The 19,869-nt window shown below is 69.3% G+C and carries 18 protein-coding genes; 16 read left to right on the plus strand and 2 right to left on the minus strand.

Features of this window, described 5'->3' with window-relative positions:
* From bchB to hemA, 12 genes are all read left to right on the plus strand, one after another.
* A complete protein-coding gene (gene bchB / locus ACS5Q7_RS00700) occupies positions 1-1,572 on the plus strand; it encodes a ferredoxin:protochlorophyllide reductase (ATP-dependent) subunit B (protein WP_478337515.1) in 1,572 nt (523 codons plus the stop codon).
* The gene (locus ACS5Q7_RS00705) at positions 1,547-5,251 is read left to right on the plus strand and encodes a magnesium chelatase subunit H (protein ID WP_478337516.1); all 3,705 of its coding nucleotides are present in this window, start codon (positions 1,547-1,549) and stop codon (positions 5,249-5,251) included. The genes bchB and ACS5Q7_RS00705 overlap by 26 nt, the downstream gene beginning before the upstream one ends.
* The gene (gene bchL / locus ACS5Q7_RS00710; protein WP_243953374.1) at positions 5,248-6,141 is read left to right on the plus strand and encodes a ferredoxin:protochlorophyllide reductase (ATP-dependent) iron-sulfur ATP-binding protein; all 894 of its coding nucleotides are present in this window, start codon (positions 5,248-5,250) and stop codon (positions 6,139-6,141) included. Before ACS5Q7_RS00705 ends, bchL begins: the two co-directional genes overlap by 4 nt.
* Complete coding sequence (bchM, locus tag ACS5Q7_RS00715; RefSeq protein WP_478337517.1) at positions 6,141-6,851, plus strand: magnesium protoporphyrin IX methyltransferase; 711 nt, start codon at positions 6,141-6,143, stop codon at positions 6,849-6,851. Before bchL ends, bchM begins: the two co-directional genes overlap by 1 nt.
* Complete coding sequence (locus ACS5Q7_RS00720) at positions 6,848-8,239, plus strand: BCD family MFS transporter (RefSeq protein ID WP_478337518.1); 1,392 nt, start codon at positions 6,848-6,850, stop codon at positions 8,237-8,239. The genes bchM and ACS5Q7_RS00720 overlap by 4 nt, the downstream gene beginning before the upstream one ends.
* Positions 8,240-8,257: 18 nt before the next feature.
* Positions 8,258-9,037, plus strand: a complete 780-nt coding sequence (gene puhA, locus ACS5Q7_RS00725; RefSeq protein WP_478337519.1) for a photosynthetic reaction center subunit H — start codon at positions 8,258-8,260, stop codon at positions 9,035-9,037.
* Positions 9,034-9,684: a photosynthetic complex putative assembly protein PuhB gene (gene puhB / locus ACS5Q7_RS00730; RefSeq protein WP_478337520.1), complete on the plus strand. Its 651-nt coding sequence runs from the start codon at positions 9,034-9,036 to the stop codon at positions 9,682-9,684. Before puhA ends, puhB begins: the two co-directional genes overlap by 4 nt.
* 10 nt (positions 9,685-9,694) lie before the next feature.
* A complete protein-coding gene (puhC, locus tag ACS5Q7_RS00735) occupies positions 9,695-10,189 on the plus strand; it encodes a photosynthetic complex assembly protein PuhC (RefSeq protein WP_478337521.1) in 495 nt (164 codons plus the stop codon).
* Positions 10,189-10,485, plus strand: a complete 297-nt coding sequence (locus ACS5Q7_RS00740; RefSeq protein ID WP_243953380.1) for a hypothetical protein — start codon at positions 10,189-10,191, stop codon at positions 10,483-10,485. The genes puhC and ACS5Q7_RS00740 overlap by 1 nt, the downstream gene beginning before the upstream one ends.
* Complete coding sequence (gene acsF, locus ACS5Q7_RS00745) at positions 10,482-11,546, plus strand: magnesium-protoporphyrin IX monomethyl ester (oxidative) cyclase (protein WP_243953381.1); 1,065 nt, start codon at positions 10,482-10,484, stop codon at positions 11,544-11,546. The genes ACS5Q7_RS00740 and acsF overlap by 4 nt, the downstream gene beginning before the upstream one ends.
* Position 11,547: 1 nt before the next feature.
* Positions 11,548-12,336 (plus strand): putative photosynthetic complex assembly protein PuhE, encoded by a 789-nt coding sequence (gene puhE, locus ACS5Q7_RS00750; protein ID WP_478337522.1) that lies wholly within the window; start codon positions 11,548-11,550, stop codon positions 12,334-12,336.
* Between the two features lie 134 nt (positions 12,337-12,470).
* Positions 12,471-13,688, plus strand: a complete 1,218-nt coding sequence (hemA, locus tag ACS5Q7_RS00755; protein ID WP_478337523.1) for a 5-aminolevulinate synthase — start codon at positions 12,471-12,473, stop codon at positions 13,686-13,688.
* Positions 13,689-13,713: 25 nt separating this feature from the next.
* Here the strand turns inward: hemA and ACS5Q7_RS00760 are convergent, their stop codons facing one another.
* Positions 13,714-14,916, minus strand: a complete 1,203-nt coding sequence (locus ACS5Q7_RS00760) for a hypothetical protein (protein ID WP_478337524.1) — start codon at positions 14,914-14,916, stop codon at positions 13,714-13,716.
* A 124-nt stretch (positions 14,917-15,040) separates the two neighbouring features.
* Here ACS5Q7_RS00760 and bchI point away from each other — a divergent pair, with 124 nt between their 5' ends.
* Together bchI and ACS5Q7_RS00770 are read left to right on the plus strand one after the other, a co-directional pair.
* Positions 15,041-16,051, plus strand: coding sequence for a magnesium chelatase ATPase subunit I (gene bchI, locus ACS5Q7_RS00765; protein WP_478337525.1), 1,011 nt, complete (start codon positions 15,041-15,043; stop codon positions 16,049-16,051).
* Positions 16,048-17,694 carry a magnesium chelatase subunit D gene (locus tag ACS5Q7_RS00770; RefSeq protein ID WP_478337526.1) on the plus strand — a complete coding sequence of 549 codons (1,647 nt, stop codon included), beginning with the start codon at positions 16,048-16,050 and terminating at the stop codon, positions 17,692-17,694. Before bchI ends, ACS5Q7_RS00770 begins: the two co-directional genes overlap by 4 nt.
* A gap of 5 nt (positions 17,695-17,699) precedes the next feature.
* Here the strand turns inward: ACS5Q7_RS00770 and ACS5Q7_RS00775 are convergent, their stop codons facing one another.
* Positions 17,700-17,843: a hypothetical protein gene (locus tag ACS5Q7_RS00775; protein WP_478337527.1), complete on the minus strand. Its 144-nt coding sequence runs from the start codon at positions 17,841-17,843 to the stop codon at positions 17,700-17,702.
* Between the two features lie 242 nt (positions 17,844-18,085).
* Between ACS5Q7_RS00775 and bchO the strand changes: the two genes are divergently transcribed.
* Entirely contained in the window at positions 18,086-18,994 is a 909-nt protein-coding gene (gene bchO, locus ACS5Q7_RS00780; RefSeq protein ID WP_478337528.1) for an alpha/beta fold hydrolase BchO, read from the plus strand.
* Between the two features lie 65 nt (positions 18,995-19,059).
* On the plus strand, positions 19,060-19,833 hold the full coding sequence (locus ACS5Q7_RS00785; RefSeq protein WP_478337529.1) for a gamma-glutamyl-gamma-aminobutyrate hydrolase family protein: 774 nt from the start codon (positions 19,060-19,062) through the stop codon (positions 19,831-19,833).
* Positions 19,834-19,869 lie beyond the last annotated feature (36 nt).

A 19,869-nucleotide genomic window follows, 5' to 3' on the forward strand; every position in this document is an offset into this window, starting at 1 on the left:
ATGCAGCTCACCCTCTGGACCTACGAGGGCCCTCCCCACATCGGCGCGATGCGCGTAGCGACCGCCATGAAGGGGCTGCACTACGTGCTGCACGCCCCGCAGGGCGACACCTATGCCGACCTGCTGTTCACGATGATCGAGCGGCGGGACCACCGCCCGCCCGTCACCTACACGACCTTCCGCGCGCAGGATCTCGGCCGCGACACGGCCGAACTGTTCAAGACCGCCTGCGCGCAGGCCTATGCCCGGTTCCAGCCGCAGGCGATGATCGTCGGCGCCTCCTGCACCGCCGAGCTGATCCAGGACGATCCGGGCGGCCTCGCCAAGGCGCTGGACCTGCCGGTTCCGGTGATCCCGCTGGACCTGCCAGCCTACCAGAAGAAAGAGAACTGGGGAGCGTCCGAGACCTTCTACCGGCTGGTCCGCGCCCTCTCCGGCCAGGTGGAGAAGCGCCCCGCCGGCAGCCGTCCGCTGTGCAACATCCTCGGGCCGACGGCTCTGGGCTTCCGCCACCGGGACGACCTGATCGAGATCCGCCGCATCCTCGCCGAGCTCGGCATCGACGTGAACGTGGTGGCGCCGCTGGGCGCGAGCCCGGCCGACCTCGCACGGCTCGGCGCGGCCGACTTCAACGTGGTGCTCTATCCCGAGACCGCCCGTTCGGCCGCCGAGCACCTGAAGCGCGCGCTGGGCCAGCCCTTCACCAAGGCGATCCCCATCGGGGTCGGCGGCACCCGCGCCTTCGTGGAAGAGGTCGCGGCTTTGGCGGGCGTCGATCCGGCGCCGGTCCTGGAGGGCGAGGGCTCGCGCCTGCCCTGGTACTCGCGCTCGGTCGATTCGACCTACCTGACGGGCAAGCGCGTCTTCGTGTTCGGCGACGCCACCCATGCGCTCGGCCTCGCCCGGGTCGCGACCAAGGAACTCGGCTTCAAGCTCGTCGGGCTCGGCACCTACACCCGCGAGTTCGCCCGCGAGGTCCGGGCCGAGGCGGAGGCCCACGGCATCGAGGCGACGATCACCGACGATTACCTCGACGTCGAGGCCGCCATCCGCGCCGCCGCGCCGGAACTGGTGCTCGGCACCCAGATGGAGCGGCACGTCGCCAAGCGGCTGGGCCTGCCCTGCGCGGTGATCTCGGCGCCGGTCCACGTGCAGGACTTCCCGGCCCGCCACTCGCCGCAGATGGGGTTCGAGGGCGCCAACGTCCTGTTCGACACCCTCGTCCACCCGCTGATGATGGGTCTCGAAGAGCATCTCCTGGGCATGTTCCGGGAGGACCCCGAATTCCACGATGGCGTCGGGCCGTCGCATCTCGGCGCCGCGCCGGTGGTGCGGCCCGAGGCCGTGGAACGGGTGCCGGCTTCTCCCCCTCCGACACCGGCACCCGTTTCCGAGACAAACGGCCCGATCGTCCTCACCTGGGCGCCCGACGCCGAGAAGGAACTGAAGAAGATCCCGTTCTTCGTGCGCGGGAAAGCGCGCAGCAACACGGAGACCTTTGCCCGCGAGCGGCGGCTCCCGCTCATCACCCTCGAGACCTTGTACGATGCAAAAGCGCATTTCGGTCGCTAGACCTGACATCCGCGTCGTCATCGTCACGCTCGACAATCATTTGGCGAGCGCGGTGGAGCGGGCGCGCCTGCGCCTGCGCGGCGCCATGCCGGGCCTGCACCTCGCCTTCCACGCCGCCGCCGAGTGGGACAACGACACCGCCGCGCTGGAAGCCTGCAAGGCCGACATCGCCCGCGCCGACATCGTCCTCTCGGCGATGCTGTTCCTCGACGAGCATGTCCGCGCGATCCTCCCCGCCCTGAAGGCGCGGCGGGATTCCTGCGATGCGATGATCGGCTGCCTTTCGGCGGGCGACGTGGTGAAGACCACCCGGCTCAACCGCTTCGACATGAGCGGCACGAAGCGCAGCGCGCTGGATTTCCTCAAGAAGCTGCGCGGCAAGCCCGGCGCCGAGGGCAACGCCGCCCGCCAGATGGCGCTGGTGCGCAAGCTGCCGAAGATCCTGCGCTTCATCCCCGGCTCGGCGCAGGACGTGCGCGCCTATTTCCTGACCCTGCAATACTGGCTCGCGGGCTCGGACGAGAACGTCGCCGCGCTGATCCATTTCCTCGTGCAGCGCTACGCGGCGGGCGAGCGGGCGGTCTGGCGGGATCTCCCCGCCGCCCCGTCGCCGCTGCACTATCCCGAGACCGGCCTCTACCACCCCCGCATGGCGGGCCGCGTGGCCGAGGACGCCGCGCGCCTGCCCCGGCGCCAGGGCACGAAGGGCCGCGTCGGGTTGTTGCTGATGCGCAGCTACGTGCTCGCCGGCAACACCGCCCATTACGACGGGGTGATCGCCGCCATGGAGGCCAGGGGCCTCGACGTGGTGCCGGCCTTCGCCGCCGGCCTCGACAACCGCCCGGCGGTGGAGGCCTTCTTCATGGCCGACGGGCGGCCGACCATCGACGCCCTGGTCTCCCTCACCGGCTTCTCGCTGGTCGGCGGCCCGGCCTACAACGATTCGAAGGCGGCCGAGACGACGCTGGCCCGGCTCGACGTGCCCTACCTCGCCGCCCACGCCCTGGAATTCCAGACGATCGAGCAATGGGAGGCGGGCGCGCGCGGCCTCTCCCCGGTCGAGGCGACGATGATGGTCGCCATCCCCGAACTCGACGGCGCCACCGCGCCGACCGTGTTCGGCGGACGCTCCATCGCCTCGGGCGCCGACAACGCCCGCGACATGCGCGCCCATCCCGAGCGCGTCGCGCAATTGGCGGAGCGGGTCGCGCGGCTCGTCGCCCTGCGCCGCACCGCGAAGGCCGCCCGCAAGGTCGCGGTGGTGCTGTTCAACTTCCCGCCGAATGCCGGCGCCACCGGCACCGCCGCGTTCCTCTCGGTCTACGCCTCGCTCCTCAACACCCTGAAGGGGATGAAGGCCGAGGGCTACAGCGTCGAGGTGCCCGACAGCGTCGATGCCCTGCGCGACGCGATCCTCGCCGGCAATGCCGGCCGCTACGGCACGCAGGCCAACGTCCACGTTCGCATCCCCGCCGAAGACCATGTCCGCCGGGAAAAGCACCTCGCCGAGATCGAGGCGCAATGGGGTCCGGCGCCGGGCCGCCACCAGAGCGACGGCGCGGGCCTGTTCGTGCTCGGCGCGCAGTTCGGCAACGTGTTCGTCGGCGTGCAGCCCGCCTTCGGCTACGAGGGCGACCCGATGCGGCTGCTGTTCGAGAGCGGCTTCGCCCCGACCCACGCCTTCAGCGCCTTCTACCGCTACCTGCGCGAGGATTTCCGCGCCGACGCCGTGCTGCATTTCGGCACCCACGGGGCGCTCGAATTCATGCCCGGCAAGCAGACCGGCCTCTCGGAAGCCTGCTGGCCGGAGCGGCTGATCGGCGCCATGCCGAACGTCTACCTCTACGCCGCCAACAACCCCTCCGAGGGGACGCTCGCCAAGCGCCGCTCGGCGGCGACGCTGGTGAGCTACCTGACCCCGAGCCTCGCAGCGGCGGGCCTCTATCGCGGCCTCCTCGACCTCAAGAGCAGCATCGAGCGCTTCCGGGGCCTCGATGCCGAGGCCACGAGCGAGCGCGCCGACCTCGCCGCGCTCATCCAGGCGCAGGGCGCGGGCGTCGATCTCGTGCCGGCCGAACCGGCCTGGGACGGCGACCTCACCGCCCGCGTCGGCACCCTGTGGGCCGCCGTCAGCGAACTCGAACAGACGCTCATCCCGTACGGCCTCCACGTCGTGGGCGAGGGCGTGCCGGCGGAAGAGCGCGCCGACCTCCTCGCCGCCGTGGCGGAAGCCTCGCACGGGCTGAAGCCGGAGCGGGCCGCGATCCTCGCCCTGGTGGCGGGGGAGGGCGCCGAGGCGGCGTTGCGCCTCTCGGGCCTGCCCGCGACCGACGAGAATCGCGCCGCCTTCGCGAGCCTCGCGCAGACCGACGCGCTGCTCTCGACCGATCACGAGGTGGCCGGCATCCTCACCGCCCTCGACGGGCGCTTCGTGCCCCCGGTGGCGGGCGGCGATCTGCTCCGCAGCCCGGCGATCCTGCCCACCGGCCGCAACATCCACGGATTCAACCCCTGCCGCCTGCCCTCCGCGTTCGCGGTGGCCGACGGCGCGCGGCAGGTGGCCCGCATCCTCGCCCGGCACGCCGAGGAGGGGAAACCCCTGCCCGAAAGCGTCGCCATCGTCCTGTGGGGCACCGACAACCTCAAGAGCGAGGGCGGCCCCATCGCCCAGGCGCTGGCGCTCCTCGGCGCCGCCCCGCGCTTCGACGGCTACGGCCGTCTCGCGGGCGCCGAACTGATCCCGCTCGAAACGCTGGGCCGCCCGCGCATCGACGCGGTCGTCACCCTCTCGGGCATCTTCCGCGATCTGCTGCCGTTGCAGACCAAGCTCATCGCCGAAGCCTGCTTCCTCGCCGCCACCGCCGACGAGCCCGTCGAGCAGAACTTCGTCCGCAAGCATGCCCTGGCCATCCAGGCCGAGCAGGGTTGCGACATCGACACGGCGGCGCTCCGGGTCTTCTCCAACGCCGAGGGGGCCTACGGCGCCAACGTGAACCACCTCGTGGATTCCGGCGCCTGGGACGACGAGGACGAGCTGTGCGAGGCGTTCTCCCGCCGCAAGAGCTTTGCCTATGACCGCTCGGGCAAGCCGGCCCCGCAGCGGGCCTTGATGAAGGCGGTGCTCGCCTCCGTCGATCTCGCCTACCAGAACCTCGATTCCGTCGAGGTCGGGGTGACGAGCGTCGACCATTACTTCGACGGCCTCGGCGGCATGGGCCGGGCGGTGGCCCGCGCCAAGGGCGAGGCGGTGCCGATCTACATCAGCGACCAGACCCGCGGCGAAGGCCGGGTCCGCACCCTGCCGGAGCAGGTGGCGCTGGAGACCCGCACCCGGATGCTCAACCCCAAGTGGTACGAGCCCCTGCTCGGCCACGGCTACGAGGGCGTCCGCCAGATCGAGGCGCATCTCACCAACACTGTGGGCTGGTCGGCGACCGCCAACGCGGTGCAGCCCTGGATCTACGAGCGCATCACCGAGACCTTCGTCCTCGATCCGGCCATGCGCGAGCGCATCGCCTCCCTCAACCCCACCGCCTCCGCCAAGGTCGCCCAGCGGCTGATCGAGGCTCACAAACGCGGCTTCTGGACCCCCGACGCGGAGACCCGCGACGCCCTCGACCGGGCGGAGGAGGAACTGGAAGACCGGCTCGAAGGCGTCACAGCAGGAGTGGCCGCATGAATATCGCCATCCGAAACCCCGTCCCCGTGCGGAAAGAGGAAGGCAGCCTGCAGGTCGCCCTCGATCCCGATCTGAAGATCGACACCGCGAAGGTCTTCGCCGTCTACGGCAAGGGCGGCATCGGCAAATCGACCACCTCGTCGAACCTGTCGGTCGCTTTCTCGAAGCTCGGCAAGCGGGTGCTCCAGATCGGCTGCGATCCGAAGCACGACTCGACCTTCACCCTCACAAAGCGCCTCGCCCCCACGGTGATCGACGCGCTGGAATCCGTGAACTTCCACTCGGAGGAGTTGCGGGTCGAGGATTTCGTGGTCGAGGGCTACAACGGCGTGATGTGCGTCGAGGCGGGCGGCCCGCCGGCCGGCACCGGCTGCGGCGGCTACGTCGTCGGCCAGACGGTGAAGCTCCTGAAGGAGCATCACCTGCTCGAAGACACCGACGTCGTGGTGTTCGACGTGCTGGGCGACGTGGTGTGCGGCGGCTTCGCCTCGCCCCTCCAGCACGCGGACCGGGCGCTGATCGTCACCGCCAACGACTTCGATTCGATCTTCGCGATGAACCGGATCGTCGCGGCGATCCACGCCAAGTCGAAGAATTACGGCGTGCGGCTCGGCGGCGTCATCGCCAACCGCTCGGCCAAGACCGACGAGATCGACCGGTTCAACGACGCGGTCGGCCTCAAGCGCCTCGCGCACTTCCCCGACCTCGACGTGGTGCGCCGCTCGCGCCTCAAGAAGTCGACGCTGTTCGAGATGGACTCGTCCCCCGAACTCGACGCCGTGACCGCCGAGTACATGCGCCTCGCCGAGACCCTCTGGGCCGGCGGCGAGCCCTGCGAGGCGGCCCCGATGAAGGACCGCGACCTGTTCGAGTTCCTGGGGTTCGACTGATGGCCAGCGCCAGCTACGACGCCCGCCGGGGCGAACTCACCACCTATTTCGACCGCACCGCCGTCGAGGCGTGGTCGCGGCTGACCTCGGACGCGCCGGTCAGCAAGGTCCGGGCGACCGTCCGGGCCGGGCGGGACGCGATGCGCGGCACTCTGCTCTCCTGGTTGCCCGCCGACATGACCGGCCTGCGCCTGCTCGATGCCGGCTGCGGCACGGGGGCGCTCTCGGTGGAGGCGGCCAAGCGCGGCGCGGAGGTGGTCGCCATCGACGTGTCGCCGACACTGATCGGGCTGGCGCGGGAGCGCCTTCCGGCGATCACCGGCGCCGGGCGCATCGACTTCCGCGTGGGCGACATGCTCGACGAAGGCCTCGGCCGGTTCGACCATGTGGTCGCGATGGATTCGCTGATCCATTACCGCGCCGCCGACATCGCCCGTGCGCTGGCCCGGCTCGCCGAGCGCACGGACGGCTCGGTGCTGTTCACCGTGGCGCCGCGCACCGCCCTGCTGACCGTGATGCACGCGGCCGGGAAGCTCTTCCCCCGTGGTGACCGCTCGCCGGCCATCGTGCCGGTGACGGAGCGCGGCCTGAAGCGCCGCATCGCCGCCGAGCGCGCGCTCGACGGCTTCACCTGGGCGCAGAGCCACCGGGTGAACAGCGGCTTCTACCTGTCGAACGCCGTGGCGCTGACGCGGAGCGCGTCACGATGAACCTCACCCGCACCCTCATGCGCTTCGGCCCGTCGATCCTGCCCTTCGCGGATGCGGCCACCGTCGAGCTGCCGATGGGGCGGTTGCTGCGGCTTGCCCTGTTCCAGGTGACGGTCGGCATGGCTGCCGTGCTGCTGATCGGCACCCTGAACCGCGTGATGATCGTGGAACTCGGCGTGCCGGCCTGGGTCGTGGCGGTGATGCTGTCGCTGCCGCTGGTCTTCGCACCGTTGCGGGCGATTGTCGGCTTCCGGTCGGACACGCACCGCTCGGTGCTGGGCTGGCGGCGGGTGCCCTACATCTGGTTCGGGACGCTGCTGCAATTCGGCGGCCTGGCGATCATGCCCTTCGCCCTGCTGATCCTGTCCGGCGACACGACCGGCCCCCTCTGGGTCGGGGACGTGGCGGCGGCGCTGGCCTTCCTCCTCGTCGGTGCGGGACTTCACACCACGCAGACGGTCGGCCTCGCGCTCGCCACCGATCTCGCCCCGGCCCATGCCCGGCCGAAGGTGGTGGCGCTCCTCTGCGCCGCGCTCCTCGTCGGGATGATGGCGAGCGCCGTGGTCTTCGGGCTGGCGCTGTCGAACTTCTCGCAGGTGCGCCTGATCCAGGTGATCCAGGGCGCGGCCCTCGTCACCATCGTGCTGAACGGTCTCGCCCTGTGGAAGCAGGAGCCGCGCGACCCCAATCGCAGCCGCGAGGCACCGCGCCAGAACTTCAAGGAATCCTGGCACGCCTATGCCGGCCAGGGCCATGCCCGGCGGCGGCTCATCGCCATCGGCCTCGGCACGGCGGGCTTCTCGATGCAGGACATCCTGCTCGAACCCTATGGCGGGCAGATCCTGCACCTGCCGGTGGCGGCCACCACCGCGCTCACTGCTATGCTGGCGGCGGGCGGCGGCCTCGGCCTGCTGCTGGCCGCGCGCTGGCTGAACCGGGGCGGCGACCCGTTCCGCGTCTCCGCGGCCGGCGCCGGCATCGGCATCCTGGCCTTCTCGGCGGTGGTCTTCGCCGCGCCGCTCGCCTCGCAGAACCTGTTCGCGGTCGGCGTCACCCTCATCGGACTCGGCGGCGGCCTGTTCGCCCACGGTACGCTCACCGCCTCCATGGAGAAGGCGGGACCGGAGGATACCGGCCTCGCGCTCGGCGCCTGGGGGGCGGTGCAGGCCACCGCCGCCGGGCTGTCCATCGCCGCCAGCGGCATCGTCCGCGATGTCGGCGCCGCCATCGCCCAGACCGGCATCCTCGGTGAGGGGATGAACGAGCCGGCCATCGGCTACCTCATCGTCTACCACATCGAAATCGCGCTGCTCTTCGCCGCCCTCGTAGCCCTCGGGCCGCTGGTGCGCAGCAGCGAGCGTCGCCGGCTCATCGAGAGAACCGCCTGAAGCCAGGGGGAGGATCACATGCCAACGGGTGCCTTGACCGGATATGTCGACGTCGCACAGGTCGTGCTCTACGCGTTCTTCCTGTTCTTCGCGGGGCTGGTCTTCTACCTGCGCCGGGAAGACCGCCGCGAGGGCTACCCCCTCGAGGACGAGGCGGTGGGCCTGCGCCACAGCCACAACCCGTTCCTGATTCCCCCGTCGAAGGCGTTCCTGCTGCCCGGCGGCGAGACCACCTTCGCCCCGCAGGCGATGCAGGGCCGGACGGACATCGAAACCGGCATCCCCGCCCGCAAGGTCGAGCCGTGGCCCGGCGCGCCCTACGAGCGCACGGAAGGCTCGCTCGCGGCCGGCGTCGGCCCCGGCTCCTACGTCATCCGCCACGACGTGACGGACAAGACCTGGGAGGGCGAGGACCGGATGGCCCCCCTGCGCGTCGCCACGAACTTCGTCGTCCACGAGCAGGGTCCGAACCCGATCGGCATGACCGTGTTCGGCACCGACAACGCGGTGGCGGGCGTGGTCGCCGACCTCTGGGTCGACCGGGGCGAGTCCCTGGTGCGTTACTACGAGGTCGAGCTCACCGACGGCTCCCGCCGGCTGATGCCCTCGGTCTTCTGCCGCGCCGGGCGCTTCACGCGGACGGTGAAGTCCGAGGCGCTGCTCGGGGCGCAATTCGCGGGCATCCCGACGACCAAGAACCCCGATACCGTGACCTTCCTTGAGGAGGAGCGGATCATGTCCTACTTCGGCGCGGGCACGCTCTACGCCACGCCGGCACGCGCGGAGCCGATCCTGTGAGCGGCGGCGACTTCCTCCCCGAGGGCACCCTGCGCGGGATGCCCGGCCCCCTGCCGCGCGGCGAGCGCCTGCTCTGGCAGGGTGCGCCGACGACGATGGGTGTGTTCGTCCGGGTGTTCCATGCCCGGATGGTCGCCCTGTGGTTCTGCGGCTGGGCGAGCGTCTTCGCCGCCGGTGCCGGCTCGCCGGGCCGGGCGGCGATCACCGCCGGCGCGGTGCTCCTCACGGGCGCCGCCGCCCTCGGCCTGCTGTGGGTGCTGTCGTGGCTCACTCACCGCACCACCGTCTACACGCTGACCGACCGGCGCCTCGTGCTCCATGCCGGCATCGCCCTTCCGGTGACGCGCAACCTGCCCTTCGCGCAGATCGAGAACGGCGCCCTGCGCGCCTTCGCCGATGGCAGCGGCGACATCCCGCTGCGGTTGCAGCCGGGGCAGAGGATCGCCTACCTTCAACTCTGGCCGCATGTGAGGCCCTGGCATGTCTCCCGCACCGAGCCCATGCTTCGCTCGGTGCCGGAGGCCGAATCGGTCGCCCGTCTCCTGGTGCAGGCGTTGAACGCCTTCGCCGAGGACGGGGAGCCGCTGGTGCCGGTGGTCGTCGCACGGCCCAAGCCGCAGGCGCCTCGCCTCGTGGCGGCGGAATAGGGAGGACGCGATGGGCGGAGCGATCCCAGGACGGGGGCTGCGACGGTCGGAGGTCGGGCCGGTGCCCGCCCTGCTGCTGATCGGCGCGGGCGCGCTCCTCGGCTTCACCATGCTCGCCGTGGCGATCGGCCGGGGCGAGGGTGTCGGCCTGACGCAATTGCCCCCCGCCAAGCCCGTCGCCCGCCTCGAATTCCGCGCCGAGGATCAGGCGGACGGCTCTATCGCCCTGCGCAACGCGGCCGATGCGAAGATCGTCGCCTGGATCCGCCCCGGCGAGGATGGCTTCGTGCGCGGCACCCTCCGGGGCCTCGCCCAGGCCCGCCAGCGCGACGGGCTCGGCCGCGAGCCGCCGTTCAGCCTGACCCGCTTCGACGACGGACGCCTCGACCTCGCCGACGAGGCGACGGGCCGGCACGTGCCCCTCGAAGCCTTCGGCCCGACCAATTTCGGCGCCTTCGCCCGGCTGCTGCCGGGGCAGGGCGCCCCGGTGACGGAGACCCGCTGATGGGCTGGCCCGGCTCCCGCACCGTCACCGTGCCCTGCACGGTCGAACTCGAGAACACGCCCGAGAGCCTGCACGCGCATGTCACCCTCGATGCCGGCTTCGACATCGAGCCCGGCGACGAGGTGCAGGTGCACGACGCCCCGACGGAGGTGCCCTACGGCGAGCGCCTCACGGTGCGCCGCACCGCCACCGTGATCCGGGCCGGCGCGCTGGAGCGCGCCTGGACCAAGCTCATCGCCCATCTCGAACTGACCGAACTCTACGAGGTCAGCTTTTCCGAACGGAGGACGCTGTGAACGCTCCCGTCCCGAAGTTGCCGATCAACGAATCGACCAAGGCCGCCCAGGAAACGACCTTCCTGTCGCCGCGCTTCTACACGACCGATTTCGTGGAACTGGACCGCACGAACGTCGAGCCGGTCCGCCGCGATTGGGACGTGCTGATCGCGGAGCTGAAGGCGGACCCGAACAAGCGCCACTTCACCCGCAACGAGGAGTTCGATTGCGACCTCTCGGCCATGGAGCCGGAGCTGCGCAAGGAATTTCTGGATTTCCTCGTCTCGTCCATAACGGCTGAATTCTCGGGCTGCGTGCTCTATGCCGAGATGCGCAAGCGCGCGAAGAACAAGGACATCAAGGAGCTGTTCGGCCTGATGAGCCGCGACGAGGCCCGCCACGCCGGCTTCATCAACGACACGCTCAAGGATTTCGGGATCGGCGTCGACCTCGGCTTCCTGACGAAATCGAAGAAGTACACCTTCTTCAAGCCGAAGTTCATCTTCTACGCCACCTACCTCTCCGAGAAGATCGGCTACGCCCGCTACATCACAATCTACCGGGAGCTGGAGAAGCACCCGGAGCGGCGCATCCACCCGATCTTCAAGTGGTTCGAGAAGTGGTGCAACGACGAGTTCCGCCACGGCGAGGCCTTCGCCCTGTTGATGCGCGCGAACCCGAAGCTGACGAGCGGCGTCAACCGCTACTGGATCCGCTTCTTCCTCCTCGCCGTGTTCGCGACGATGTATGTCCGCGACCATCACCGGCCCGCCTTCCACGCGGCGTTGGGCGTCGATCCGTCCGACTACGATTACAAGGTCTTCCGCATCACCTCGGAGATCTCGAAGCAGACGTTCCCGCTGGAACTCGACATCGACAACCCGAAATTCCGGGCCGGTCTCGACACGCTGCTGGCCCATTCCCGCGCCATCGCGGCGGCGCGGGCCAAGGGCGGGCTGATGGGCAAGGTCTCGCACGGGCTGCACGCGGCCGGCGCCGCGCTTACCTTCGCGCGGCTCTACCTCCTCCCGGTGAAGGCCAACGCCCTGCCGGCCGACATCCGTCTCCAACCGGTCTGGTAGCATGGCGACATACGCCGCCCCGGTCGTCTACGCGGTCCTGCTCTGGTGGTTCTCCACCGGGCTGATCCTGCTCCTCGACCACGCCCCCCGGCGCACCCATCCGTGGAGCATGGCGGCGGCGACGCTGCTGCTCGCCGGGGCGCTGGTGATGGTGCGGGCGAGCGCCGGGGATACGGGCGCGGGCGGGGCCTACACGGCCTTCACTGCCGCCCTGGTCGTCTGGGGCTGGCAGGAGATGAGCTACTACATGGGCTTCATCTCCGGCCCCCGGCCGGTGGCCTGCCCGCCTTCCCTCCGGGGGAGCGAGCGGTTCTTCGCGGCGCTGGCGACCAGCCTGTGGCACGAATTCGCCATCGTGATCGGCGGGCTCGCGATCCTCGCGCTCGTCTGGGGCCAGCCGAACAAGTTCGCCCTCTGGACCTACGCCACCCTGGTGGTGATGAACCTCTCGGCCCGGCTCAACCTGTTCCTCGGGGTGCGCAACCTGCATTCCGAGTTCCTGCCGGACCATCTTGGCTACCTCGCCTGCTACCTGACGCGGGCGCCGATGAACCGGCTCTTCCCGGTCTCCGTCACCCTCGGCACCGCCGCCGCCGCCCTCCTCGGGCGGGCAGCGATCGCCGACGAAGTGCTGGCGCACGAACTGATCGGCTTCACGGTGCTCGCGACGCTGATGGCGCTCGCGACCCTGGAGCACTGGTTCCTGATGCTGCCGCTGCCCTCCGCCGCCCTGTGGCGCTGGAGCCTGCCGGGGCGGAGCCTCGACGGCGCGCGCGGCGCGCCGGACTGATCCACCGTGCACGGTTTTCGCTCACGCGGGCGCCGTGCACCCCTCGATTTAGAATTCGTCGTATGCGAGTTCTTGAGCGACACGAGTTTAACCAAACAAGCGGGCCGAACCTGCGGCAACCGGGGAGTAGAGGAATGGACTACGAGGCCTTCTTCGGCGCCGAGATCGCCGGTCTCCACCGGGAGGGGCGCTACCGCGTCTTCACCGATCTGGAGCGCCATGCCGGCCGCTTCCCCCACGCCACCCACCACCATGGCGGCGGCACGCGGCCGGTGACCGTGTGGTGCTCGAACGACTATCTCGGCATGGGCCAGCACCCGAGCGTGCTCGGCGCGATGCACGAGGCCCTGGACCGCTGCGGCGCGGGCGCGGGCGGCACCCGCAACATCTCCGGCACGAACCACTACCACGTGCTGCTGGAGCGGGAGCTCGCCGACCTTCACCGCAAGGAATCGGCGCTGCTCTTCACCTCGGGCTACGTCTCGAACTGGGCGGCTCTGGGCACGCTCGCCTCCCGCCTGCCGAACTGCGCGGTGTTCTCCGATTCCGAGAACCACGCCTCGATGATCGAGGGCATCCGCTTCAGCCGGGCCGAGCGCCACATCTTCCGCCACAACGACCCGGAAGACCTGGACCGTAAGCTCGGCCTCATCGACCCCTCCCGCCCGAAGCTGGTGGCGTTCGAGTCGGTCTACTCGATGGACGGCGACATCGCCCCGATCGGCGAGATCTGCGACGTGGCCGAGAAGCACGGCGCGCTGACCTATCTCGATGAGGTCCACGCGGTCGGCCTCTACGGCGAGCGCGGCGGCGGCATCTCCGAACGCGACGGCGTGGCCCACCGGCTGGACGTGATCGAGGGCACGCTGGGCAAGGCCTTCGCCGTGCATGGCGGCTACATCACGGCCTCCGAGAAGCTGTGCGACTTCGTGCGCAGCTTCGCCTCGGGCTTTATCTTCACCACGTCCCTGCCGCCCACGGTGGCGGCGGGCGCGGCGGCCTCGATCCGCCACCTGAAGGAGAGCGGCGTCGAGCGCGCCCGCCATCAGGAGCGCGTCGCCAAGACCCGCGCGGCGCTGGAAGCCGCCGACATCCCGACCATGCCGAACGACAGCCACATCGTGCCGGTGATGGTCTGCGACCCCGTGCTGTGCAAGGGGATCTCGGACACGCTGCTGGACGAGTTCGGCATCTACGTGCAGCCGATCAACTACCCGACCGTGGCGCGCGGCACCGAGCGCCTGCGCATCACGCCCTCGCCCCTGCATACGGACGAGGATATCGGCCATCTGGTCGATGCGCTCTCCACGATCTGGGGCCGCATCGGCCTCCGGCAGAAGGCGGCGGAGTAGGACAAAGATAGAAGTCCCTCGCAATCTACCATTTAACATCTAACTCATCATCGAAACGTAGACCCGAAAAACTTGCAGTGGCGAGATGAGACGGAAAAAGTCTAGTTACACGCTTCCGTCTCATCTCAAAACCGGGATAATTATCATTAATGATTTGCAAGAACCATTTATAAATTGTTAGATCTAGACAGTTTGCTATATCTAGCAGAAAAAGATGCGTGTTTTCGTAGTCTTCGATGGCGCCATTTGGATCGTATAGTTTTTCAATTTGCTGGAAGAACGTAGCTATATGATCTCCAGCCTCGCTGAAGATTGGGCGCTTACCTTCAAAATAGACAATTTCGATCAGATCTTTTTGTGGATCCATATTGCCGTGGATTAAATCATTACGTTTATTTATAATAGTCATAAATTTGCGGTACAGATCAGAATTCTTATCTATTCTCGATACAATGCCATAGCAGTTGTAGTGAATTAAATCGATCCTCTCCGGAATTTTTGCACGCACAAACGCGCTATACAATTCCTTATCGTTCCGAATTTCGTCTTTGCAGAACGTAAGTATAAATAGAGCGATGAACGCCTCCGCCATTACCGGCGTAAGAAGCCTTAATTTTAAACAATCGCCATGTAAATCCGCAGCTCTTGAAGCAACAACTTTCATTCGCTTCAAACTTTTGCTTATTTTTTTATTATTGCCGCCACTCGTCTTTGAGGGATCAAATTCTGGAGAGTTTAATATTCTCTCGTGGAGTTCAGCACAATTGTCAGCAATTACGGCGAATTTATTTTGAAAAATGGCCCATTTCTCAAAGCTTTGGACTACCTTGCCCTTGTCTTTCGCAACCCTCCTGAAATCGGCTTTTATCGCCTTCAATAAGATCGGCCATTCGTGGTCTTCAATTGCTTTCGAAATATGAAAATGTGTCTGCCTTGTTCCGCCGACGACGTAGATATCTGCAGATCCCGCTTTGATATTGTAATCCCAATGAAAAATATTGTCGCTATCGTCGCTTCTTAATATATTCTGGATACCGTTTGGAGCCCCAAAGCGAGCCTTTAGGTATGAGTAGATATCTACTGGCCGGAGGTGAGTCCGGAAGATAATTGCGGAACCTAGTTTTTTCTTGTTTTTGTTTTTATATTCCTTTCTCTTTTTCAGAGATTGCAAAATCTCTTGGCTTGTGCTGGCTCGCCAGCTTTCCACATCAAGGATGCTCTGCTTCATTAGCTTGCCGTTTGGTAACGATCCTATCCAGCCGCATCATGTAGCTACAAGCCGGTTGAACTTGGAAAATTTCGCTCGACAATGATACGCATTTACAGAAGTTTTTGAACGAGCGCGTAAGCCGGTGCCCCCCTTCCCATTCTCGGCTATCGTCGGCCAGGACGAGATGCGACAAGCCCTGCTGATCGCGGCGGTGGATCCTGCGGTCGGCGGCGTGCTGGTCTTCGGTGATCGGGGAACCGGCAAGTCCACCGCCATCCGGGCGCTGGCCGCCCTCCTGCCGCCGATGAACGCGGTGGCCGGCTGCCCCTACAATTGCGACCCGGCGAGCCCGGCGGACCTCTGCCCGCACTGCGCGGAAGGAGGCCCGCGCAAAGCCCAGAAAAAACCCGTGCCGGTGGTGGACCTGCCGCTCGGCGCCACCGAGGACCGGGTGGTCGGCACCCTCGATCTCGAACGGGCACTCGGCGCCGGGGTGAAGGCGTTCGAGCCGGGGCTGCTCGCCCGCGCCAACCGGGGCTTTCTCTACATCGACGAGGTGAACCTGCTGGAGGACCACCTCGTGGACCTGCTCCTCGACGTGGCGGCCTCCGGCGTGAACACCGTGGAGCGCGAGGGCCTGTCCCTGCGCCATCCGGCGCGGTTCGTCCTCGTCGGCTCCGGCAACCCGGAGGAGGGCGAGTTGCGCCCGCAGTTGCTCGACCGGTTCGGCCTCGCCTGCGAGGTCGCTACCCCCACCGACATCGCCACCCGGATCGCGGTGGTCCGCGCCCGCGACGCGTACGAGCGCGACGCGGACGCCTTCTGCGCCGCCCATGCGAAGGAAGACACCGCCATCCGCAAGCGGATCGAGGCGGCGCGCAAGCGCCTCCCCGCCGTCACGGTGCCGGATGCGGCCCTGGAACAGGCGGCGCGGCTCTGCCTCGCGCTGGGCACCGATGGCCTGCGCGGCGAACTCACGCTGATGCGCACCGCCCGCGCGCTCGCCGCCCTCGACGGCGCCGGGACCGTCACCGACGACCATCTGCGCCGGATCGCCCCGGCGGCCCTGCGGCACCGGCTGCGCCGCAACCCGCTCGATGAATCGGGCTCGACGGTGCGCGTGGAGCGGGCGCTGGCCGAGGTGTTTGCGTGACCACGGCCGGCGAGCCGGAGCGCATCTGGGCCGACGCCCTCCTCGCCCTCCGGCTCCTCGCCAAGGACCCGCACGGCCTCGGCGGCATCGTGGTCCGCGCCGGGCCGGGTCCGGTGCGCGATGCCTGGATCGAGCGCCTGCGCGACGCCCTCGGGCCGGAGCGCGCCTTCCGCCGGATGCCCCCCGGCATCGGCGACGAGGGGCTGCTCGGCGGCCTCGACCTCACCGCGACCCTGTCCGCCGGGCGGCCGGTGACGCGGACGGGCCTCCTCGCGGCGGCCGATGGCGGGGTGATCGTCGTGCCCATGGCCGAGCGGCTGGAGCCCGGCACCGCCGCGCGCCTCGCCGCCGCCCTCGATACCGGCCGCGCCGGGCCGGAGAATACGCCGGCCCGGTTCGGCCTCGTGCTCCTCGACGAAGGCCGGGACGACGAGGCCGCGCCCGTCGCCCTGGCCGACAGGCTCGCCTTCCGCATCGACCTCGATTCCGTCCCGCCGCGCGTCGCCCTCACCGAGGGTCGCGCGGCGGAGGAACCGGAGGTGGAGGAGGCCGATCCGGTCGCGATGCTGTGCACCCTCGCATCGGCCTTCGGCATCGCCTCGCCCCGCGCGCCGATCCTGGCCCTGCGGGTGGCGCGGGCGCTGGCCACGGACAACGCGGCCGTCACGGCGGCGCGGCTCGTCCTCGCCCCCCGCGCCGAGCGTCTGCCCGAACCTGCGCCGCCGCCGGAGGCACCGCCGGAGAACGAGCGCGAGGAAACCCCGCCGGGGCAGGGCGAGGAGCGCGAGCCCGCGCCGCCGGAGGATGTGGTGCTGGATGCCGTGCGCGCGGCCATTCCCCCGCGCCTCCTCGACCTGCTGCTCGCCGGGGGCCTGCGCCGGTCGGACGCGAGGGCGGGGCGGGGCGGCCGGCCGGAGGCGGTGTCGCGCACCGGGCGGCCGGTGGGCCACCGGCCCGGCGACCCGCGACGGGGCCGCCTCGATCTCCTGGCGACGTTGCGCGCCGCTGCCCCCTGGCAGCGCCTGCGCCAGGGCGAGGGTCGCCTCACGATCCGGCGGGACGACCTGCGCATCCGCAAGCTGCGTCGAAGGGTCGAGACGACCACGGTGTTCTGCGTCGATGCCTCGGGCTCGGCTGCCCTCGAACGGCTCGCCGAGGCGAAGGGCGCCGTCGAGGCACTACTCGCGGAAGCCTATGTCCGGCGGGACCGGGTCGCGCTGGTGGCGTTCCGGGGGACGGGGGCGGATCTCGTCCTGCCGCCGACGCGCTCGCTCACGCGGGCGAAGCGCGGCCTCGCGGGGTTGCCCGGTGGCGGGGGCACGCCCCTGGCCTCCGGGCTCGACGCCGCGCTCACAGTCGCGCTCGGCGTGCGCCGGGGCGGGGGCAACGCCGTCGTGGTGGTGCTGACGGATGGGCGGGCCAACGTTGCCCGCGACGGGGCGGGCGGACGGGCGAGGGCCGGCGACGAGGCGTTGCAGGCGGCCCGCGCCCTCCGGCAGGCGGGGCTCCCGGCCCTGGTGGTGGATACCGGCGCCAGGGGCGGCGGCGCGAAGGCCATGGCCGAGGCCATGGCGGCGCGCTACCTCGCGCTGCCCCGGCTCGACAGCGGCGCCATCGGCGCCGCCGTGAAGGCGATCCGGTGAGGGGCCTACGGCTCGCCGGCGATGCCGAGATCGGCGAGGCGCTGGTGATGAGAGATCCAGGATTCGAACGCCCCGCGCAGGAAGGCGGCGAAGTTCCAGCCGCCGAAGCCGGCGGTGGCGTGCTGGCTGGTGTGGACGAGAGGTATCATGACCTGCTCCTGAGGTGGGGGCGCATGTTCTTGTTGAGTGACGCTAGGGTGCGCCCCATCCCGCATCGCAACAAGCACCCGCAGATCACCCGTGCCATGCGGAGATCGCATGGTTTGCCAATGCCTTACGAAATACTTCCGCCCATGAACGATAACGCCGGACCTGCGGTCGCCTTGCCCCGCCATGCTGCGATGCGGCAAGATCGGGCGATCCACCCGGCGATTTTTGCGAGGCCCGTGCTGTGAGTGTCGACACCCGAGACCGGCCGGATTGGGAGCGGGACGGCCACGATTGGCCCCACCGCGTGGCGAGCCGCTTCGTGACGGCCGGCGGCCTCTCCTGGCATGTCCAGGAATTCGGCCCGGCCGACGCGCCCGTGCTCCTGCTCCTGCATGGCACGGGAGCGGCCAACCATTCCTGGCGGGGCTTCGCGCCGCTGCTCGCCGGCCCGTTCCGGGTGATCGCGCCGGATCTGCCCGGCCACGGCTTCACCGATCCGATGCCGGATGGCACGCTCTCCCTGCCGGGCATGGCGAAGGCGGTCTCGGCCCTGGTGCAGGGTCTCGGGGTGGCGCCCGCCATCGTGGCGGGCCATTCGGCCGGGGCGGCGATCCTGGCGCGGATGTGTCTCGACGGGATGGTCGGCCCACGCCTGTTCGCGGCGTTCAACGGGGCGCTGGCGCCGCTGCCGGGGGCGGCGAGCTTCCTGTTCCCGAGCATGGCGCGGCTGCTGTTCCTGAACCCCTTCACCCCGCGCCTCTTCGCCTGGACCGCCGACAGCGCCGCCGTGCGCCGGCTGATCGAGGGCACGGGCTCGCGCCTCGACCCGGTGGGGCTCGACCTCTACCGGCGGCTCTTCGCCCGCGCCGGGCATGTCCGGGGGGCCCTCGGCATGATGGCGAACTGGGATCTGGACCGGCTGCACCGCGATCTGCCGAGGCTCGCGACGCGGACGCTCCTGATAGTCGGCGGCGACGACAAGGCGATTTCCCCCGACACCGCCTTCGACCTCGCCAAGCGCCTGCCCGATGCGCGGGTGAAGCTGGTGCGCGGCCTCGGCCATCTGGCGCACGAGGAAGCGCCGGAGCGCGTGGCCGAGATCCTGCTTGAGGAGGCGCGGGCGCTCGGGATCGTGTCGGCCCCGGGGTAGCGCCCGAACCCCGGCGCGCTTACCTCCGTATGCGAAATACAGTCGACGGGGAGAGCGGTGCGAGGATGGGCAGGCCCGTAATCGGCGTGATCGGCAATGCGCGCCTGCTCGAGGATCGCTTCCCGGCCCAGATCGTGGGCATGAACAACCTGCGCGCCCTGGCCGAGGTGGCGGGTGCCCTGCCTCTGGTCTTCGCCGGGTGTCCGCAGGTGACGGATCTCGGCGACCTGCTCGACACGGTGGACGGCGTGCTGCTCACGGGCGGCCGGGCGAACGTCCATCCCCGCCGCTTCGGCCTGCCGGCGGACCCCGCCCACGAGCCCTACGACGAATCCCGCGATGCCCTGGCCCTCCCGCTGGTCGAGGCCTGCGTGGCGCGCGGGGTGCCGCTGTTCGGCATCTGCCGGGGCTTCCAGGAGATGAACGTCGCCTTCGGCGGCACCCTCGACCCGGAGATCCGCGACCTGCCGGGGCGGCTCAACCACCGGATGCCGCGCCTGCCGAACGGCGAGCTGCACCCGGATTTCGAGGTGCTGTTCGCGGATCGCCACGACGTGACGCTGACGGAGGGCGGCGTGTTCGCCCAGTTGATCGGCCGCGACCGGATCCGCGTGAATTCCCTCCACGGGCAGGGCATCCGCGAAAAGGGCGAGCGCATCGTCGTCGAGGGCATCGCGGAGGACGGGACCATCGAGGCGATCCGCATCGACGGGGCGCCGGGCTTCGCGCTCGGCGTCCAGTGGCACGCCGAGCACGACACCGCCGCGAGCGACGTCAACCGGCCCCTCGTGGCGGCCTTCGGCCAAGCCGTGGCGGAGAAGGCACGAAGGCACCGATAGGGCGCGATGTCGCCCTCGACAAAACCGCCGGGCGCC

It is taken from the genome of Methylobacterium sp. Gmos3 (genome assembly GCF_056430985.1).

Coding starts and splice junctions, on each gene's coding strand:
- bchM (WP_478337517.1), top strand. CDS start 6,141: ATGGCCAGCGCCAGCTACGACGCCCGCCGGGGCGAACTCACCACCTAT.
- puhE (WP_478337522.1), top strand. CDS start 11,548: ATGGCGACATACGCCGCCCCGGTCGTCTACGCGGTCCTGCTCTGGTGG.
- bchB (WP_478337515.1), top strand. CDS start 1: ATGCAGCTCACCCTCTGGACCTACGAGGGCCCTCCCCACATCGGCGCG.
- ACS5Q7_RS00785 (WP_478337529.1), top strand. CDS start 19,060: ATGGGCAGGCCCGTAATCGGCGTGATCGGCAATGCGCGCCTGCTCGAG.
- ACS5Q7_RS00720 (WP_478337518.1), top strand. CDS start 6,848: ATGAACCTCACCCGCACCCTCATGCGCTTCGGCCCGTCGATCCTGCCC.
- puhC (WP_478337521.1), top strand. CDS start 9,695: ATGGGCGGAGCGATCCCAGGACGGGGGCTGCGACGGTCGGAGGTCGGG.
- hemA (WP_478337523.1), top strand. CDS start 12,471: ATGGACTACGAGGCCTTCTTCGGCGCCGAGATCGCCGGTCTCCACCGG.
- ACS5Q7_RS00740 (WP_243953380.1), top strand. CDS start 10,189: ATGGGCTGGCCCGGCTCCCGCACCGTCACCGTGCCCTGCACGGTCGAA.
- bchL (WP_243953374.1), top strand. CDS start 5,248: ATGAATATCGCCATCCGAAACCCCGTCCCCGTGCGGAAAGAGGAAGGC.
- ACS5Q7_RS00760 (WP_478337524.1), bottom strand. CDS start 14,916: ATGAAGCAGAGCATCCTTGATGTGGAAAGCTGGCGAGCCAGCACAAGC.
- puhA (WP_478337519.1), top strand. CDS start 8,258: ATGCCAACGGGTGCCTTGACCGGATATGTCGACGTCGCACAGGTCGTG.
- ACS5Q7_RS00775 (WP_478337527.1), bottom strand. CDS start 17,843: ATGATACCTCTCGTCCACACCAGCCAGCACGCCACCGCCGGCTTCGGC.
- ACS5Q7_RS00705 (WP_478337516.1), top strand. CDS start 1,547: ATGCAAAAGCGCATTTCGGTCGCTAGACCTGACATCCGCGTCGTCATC.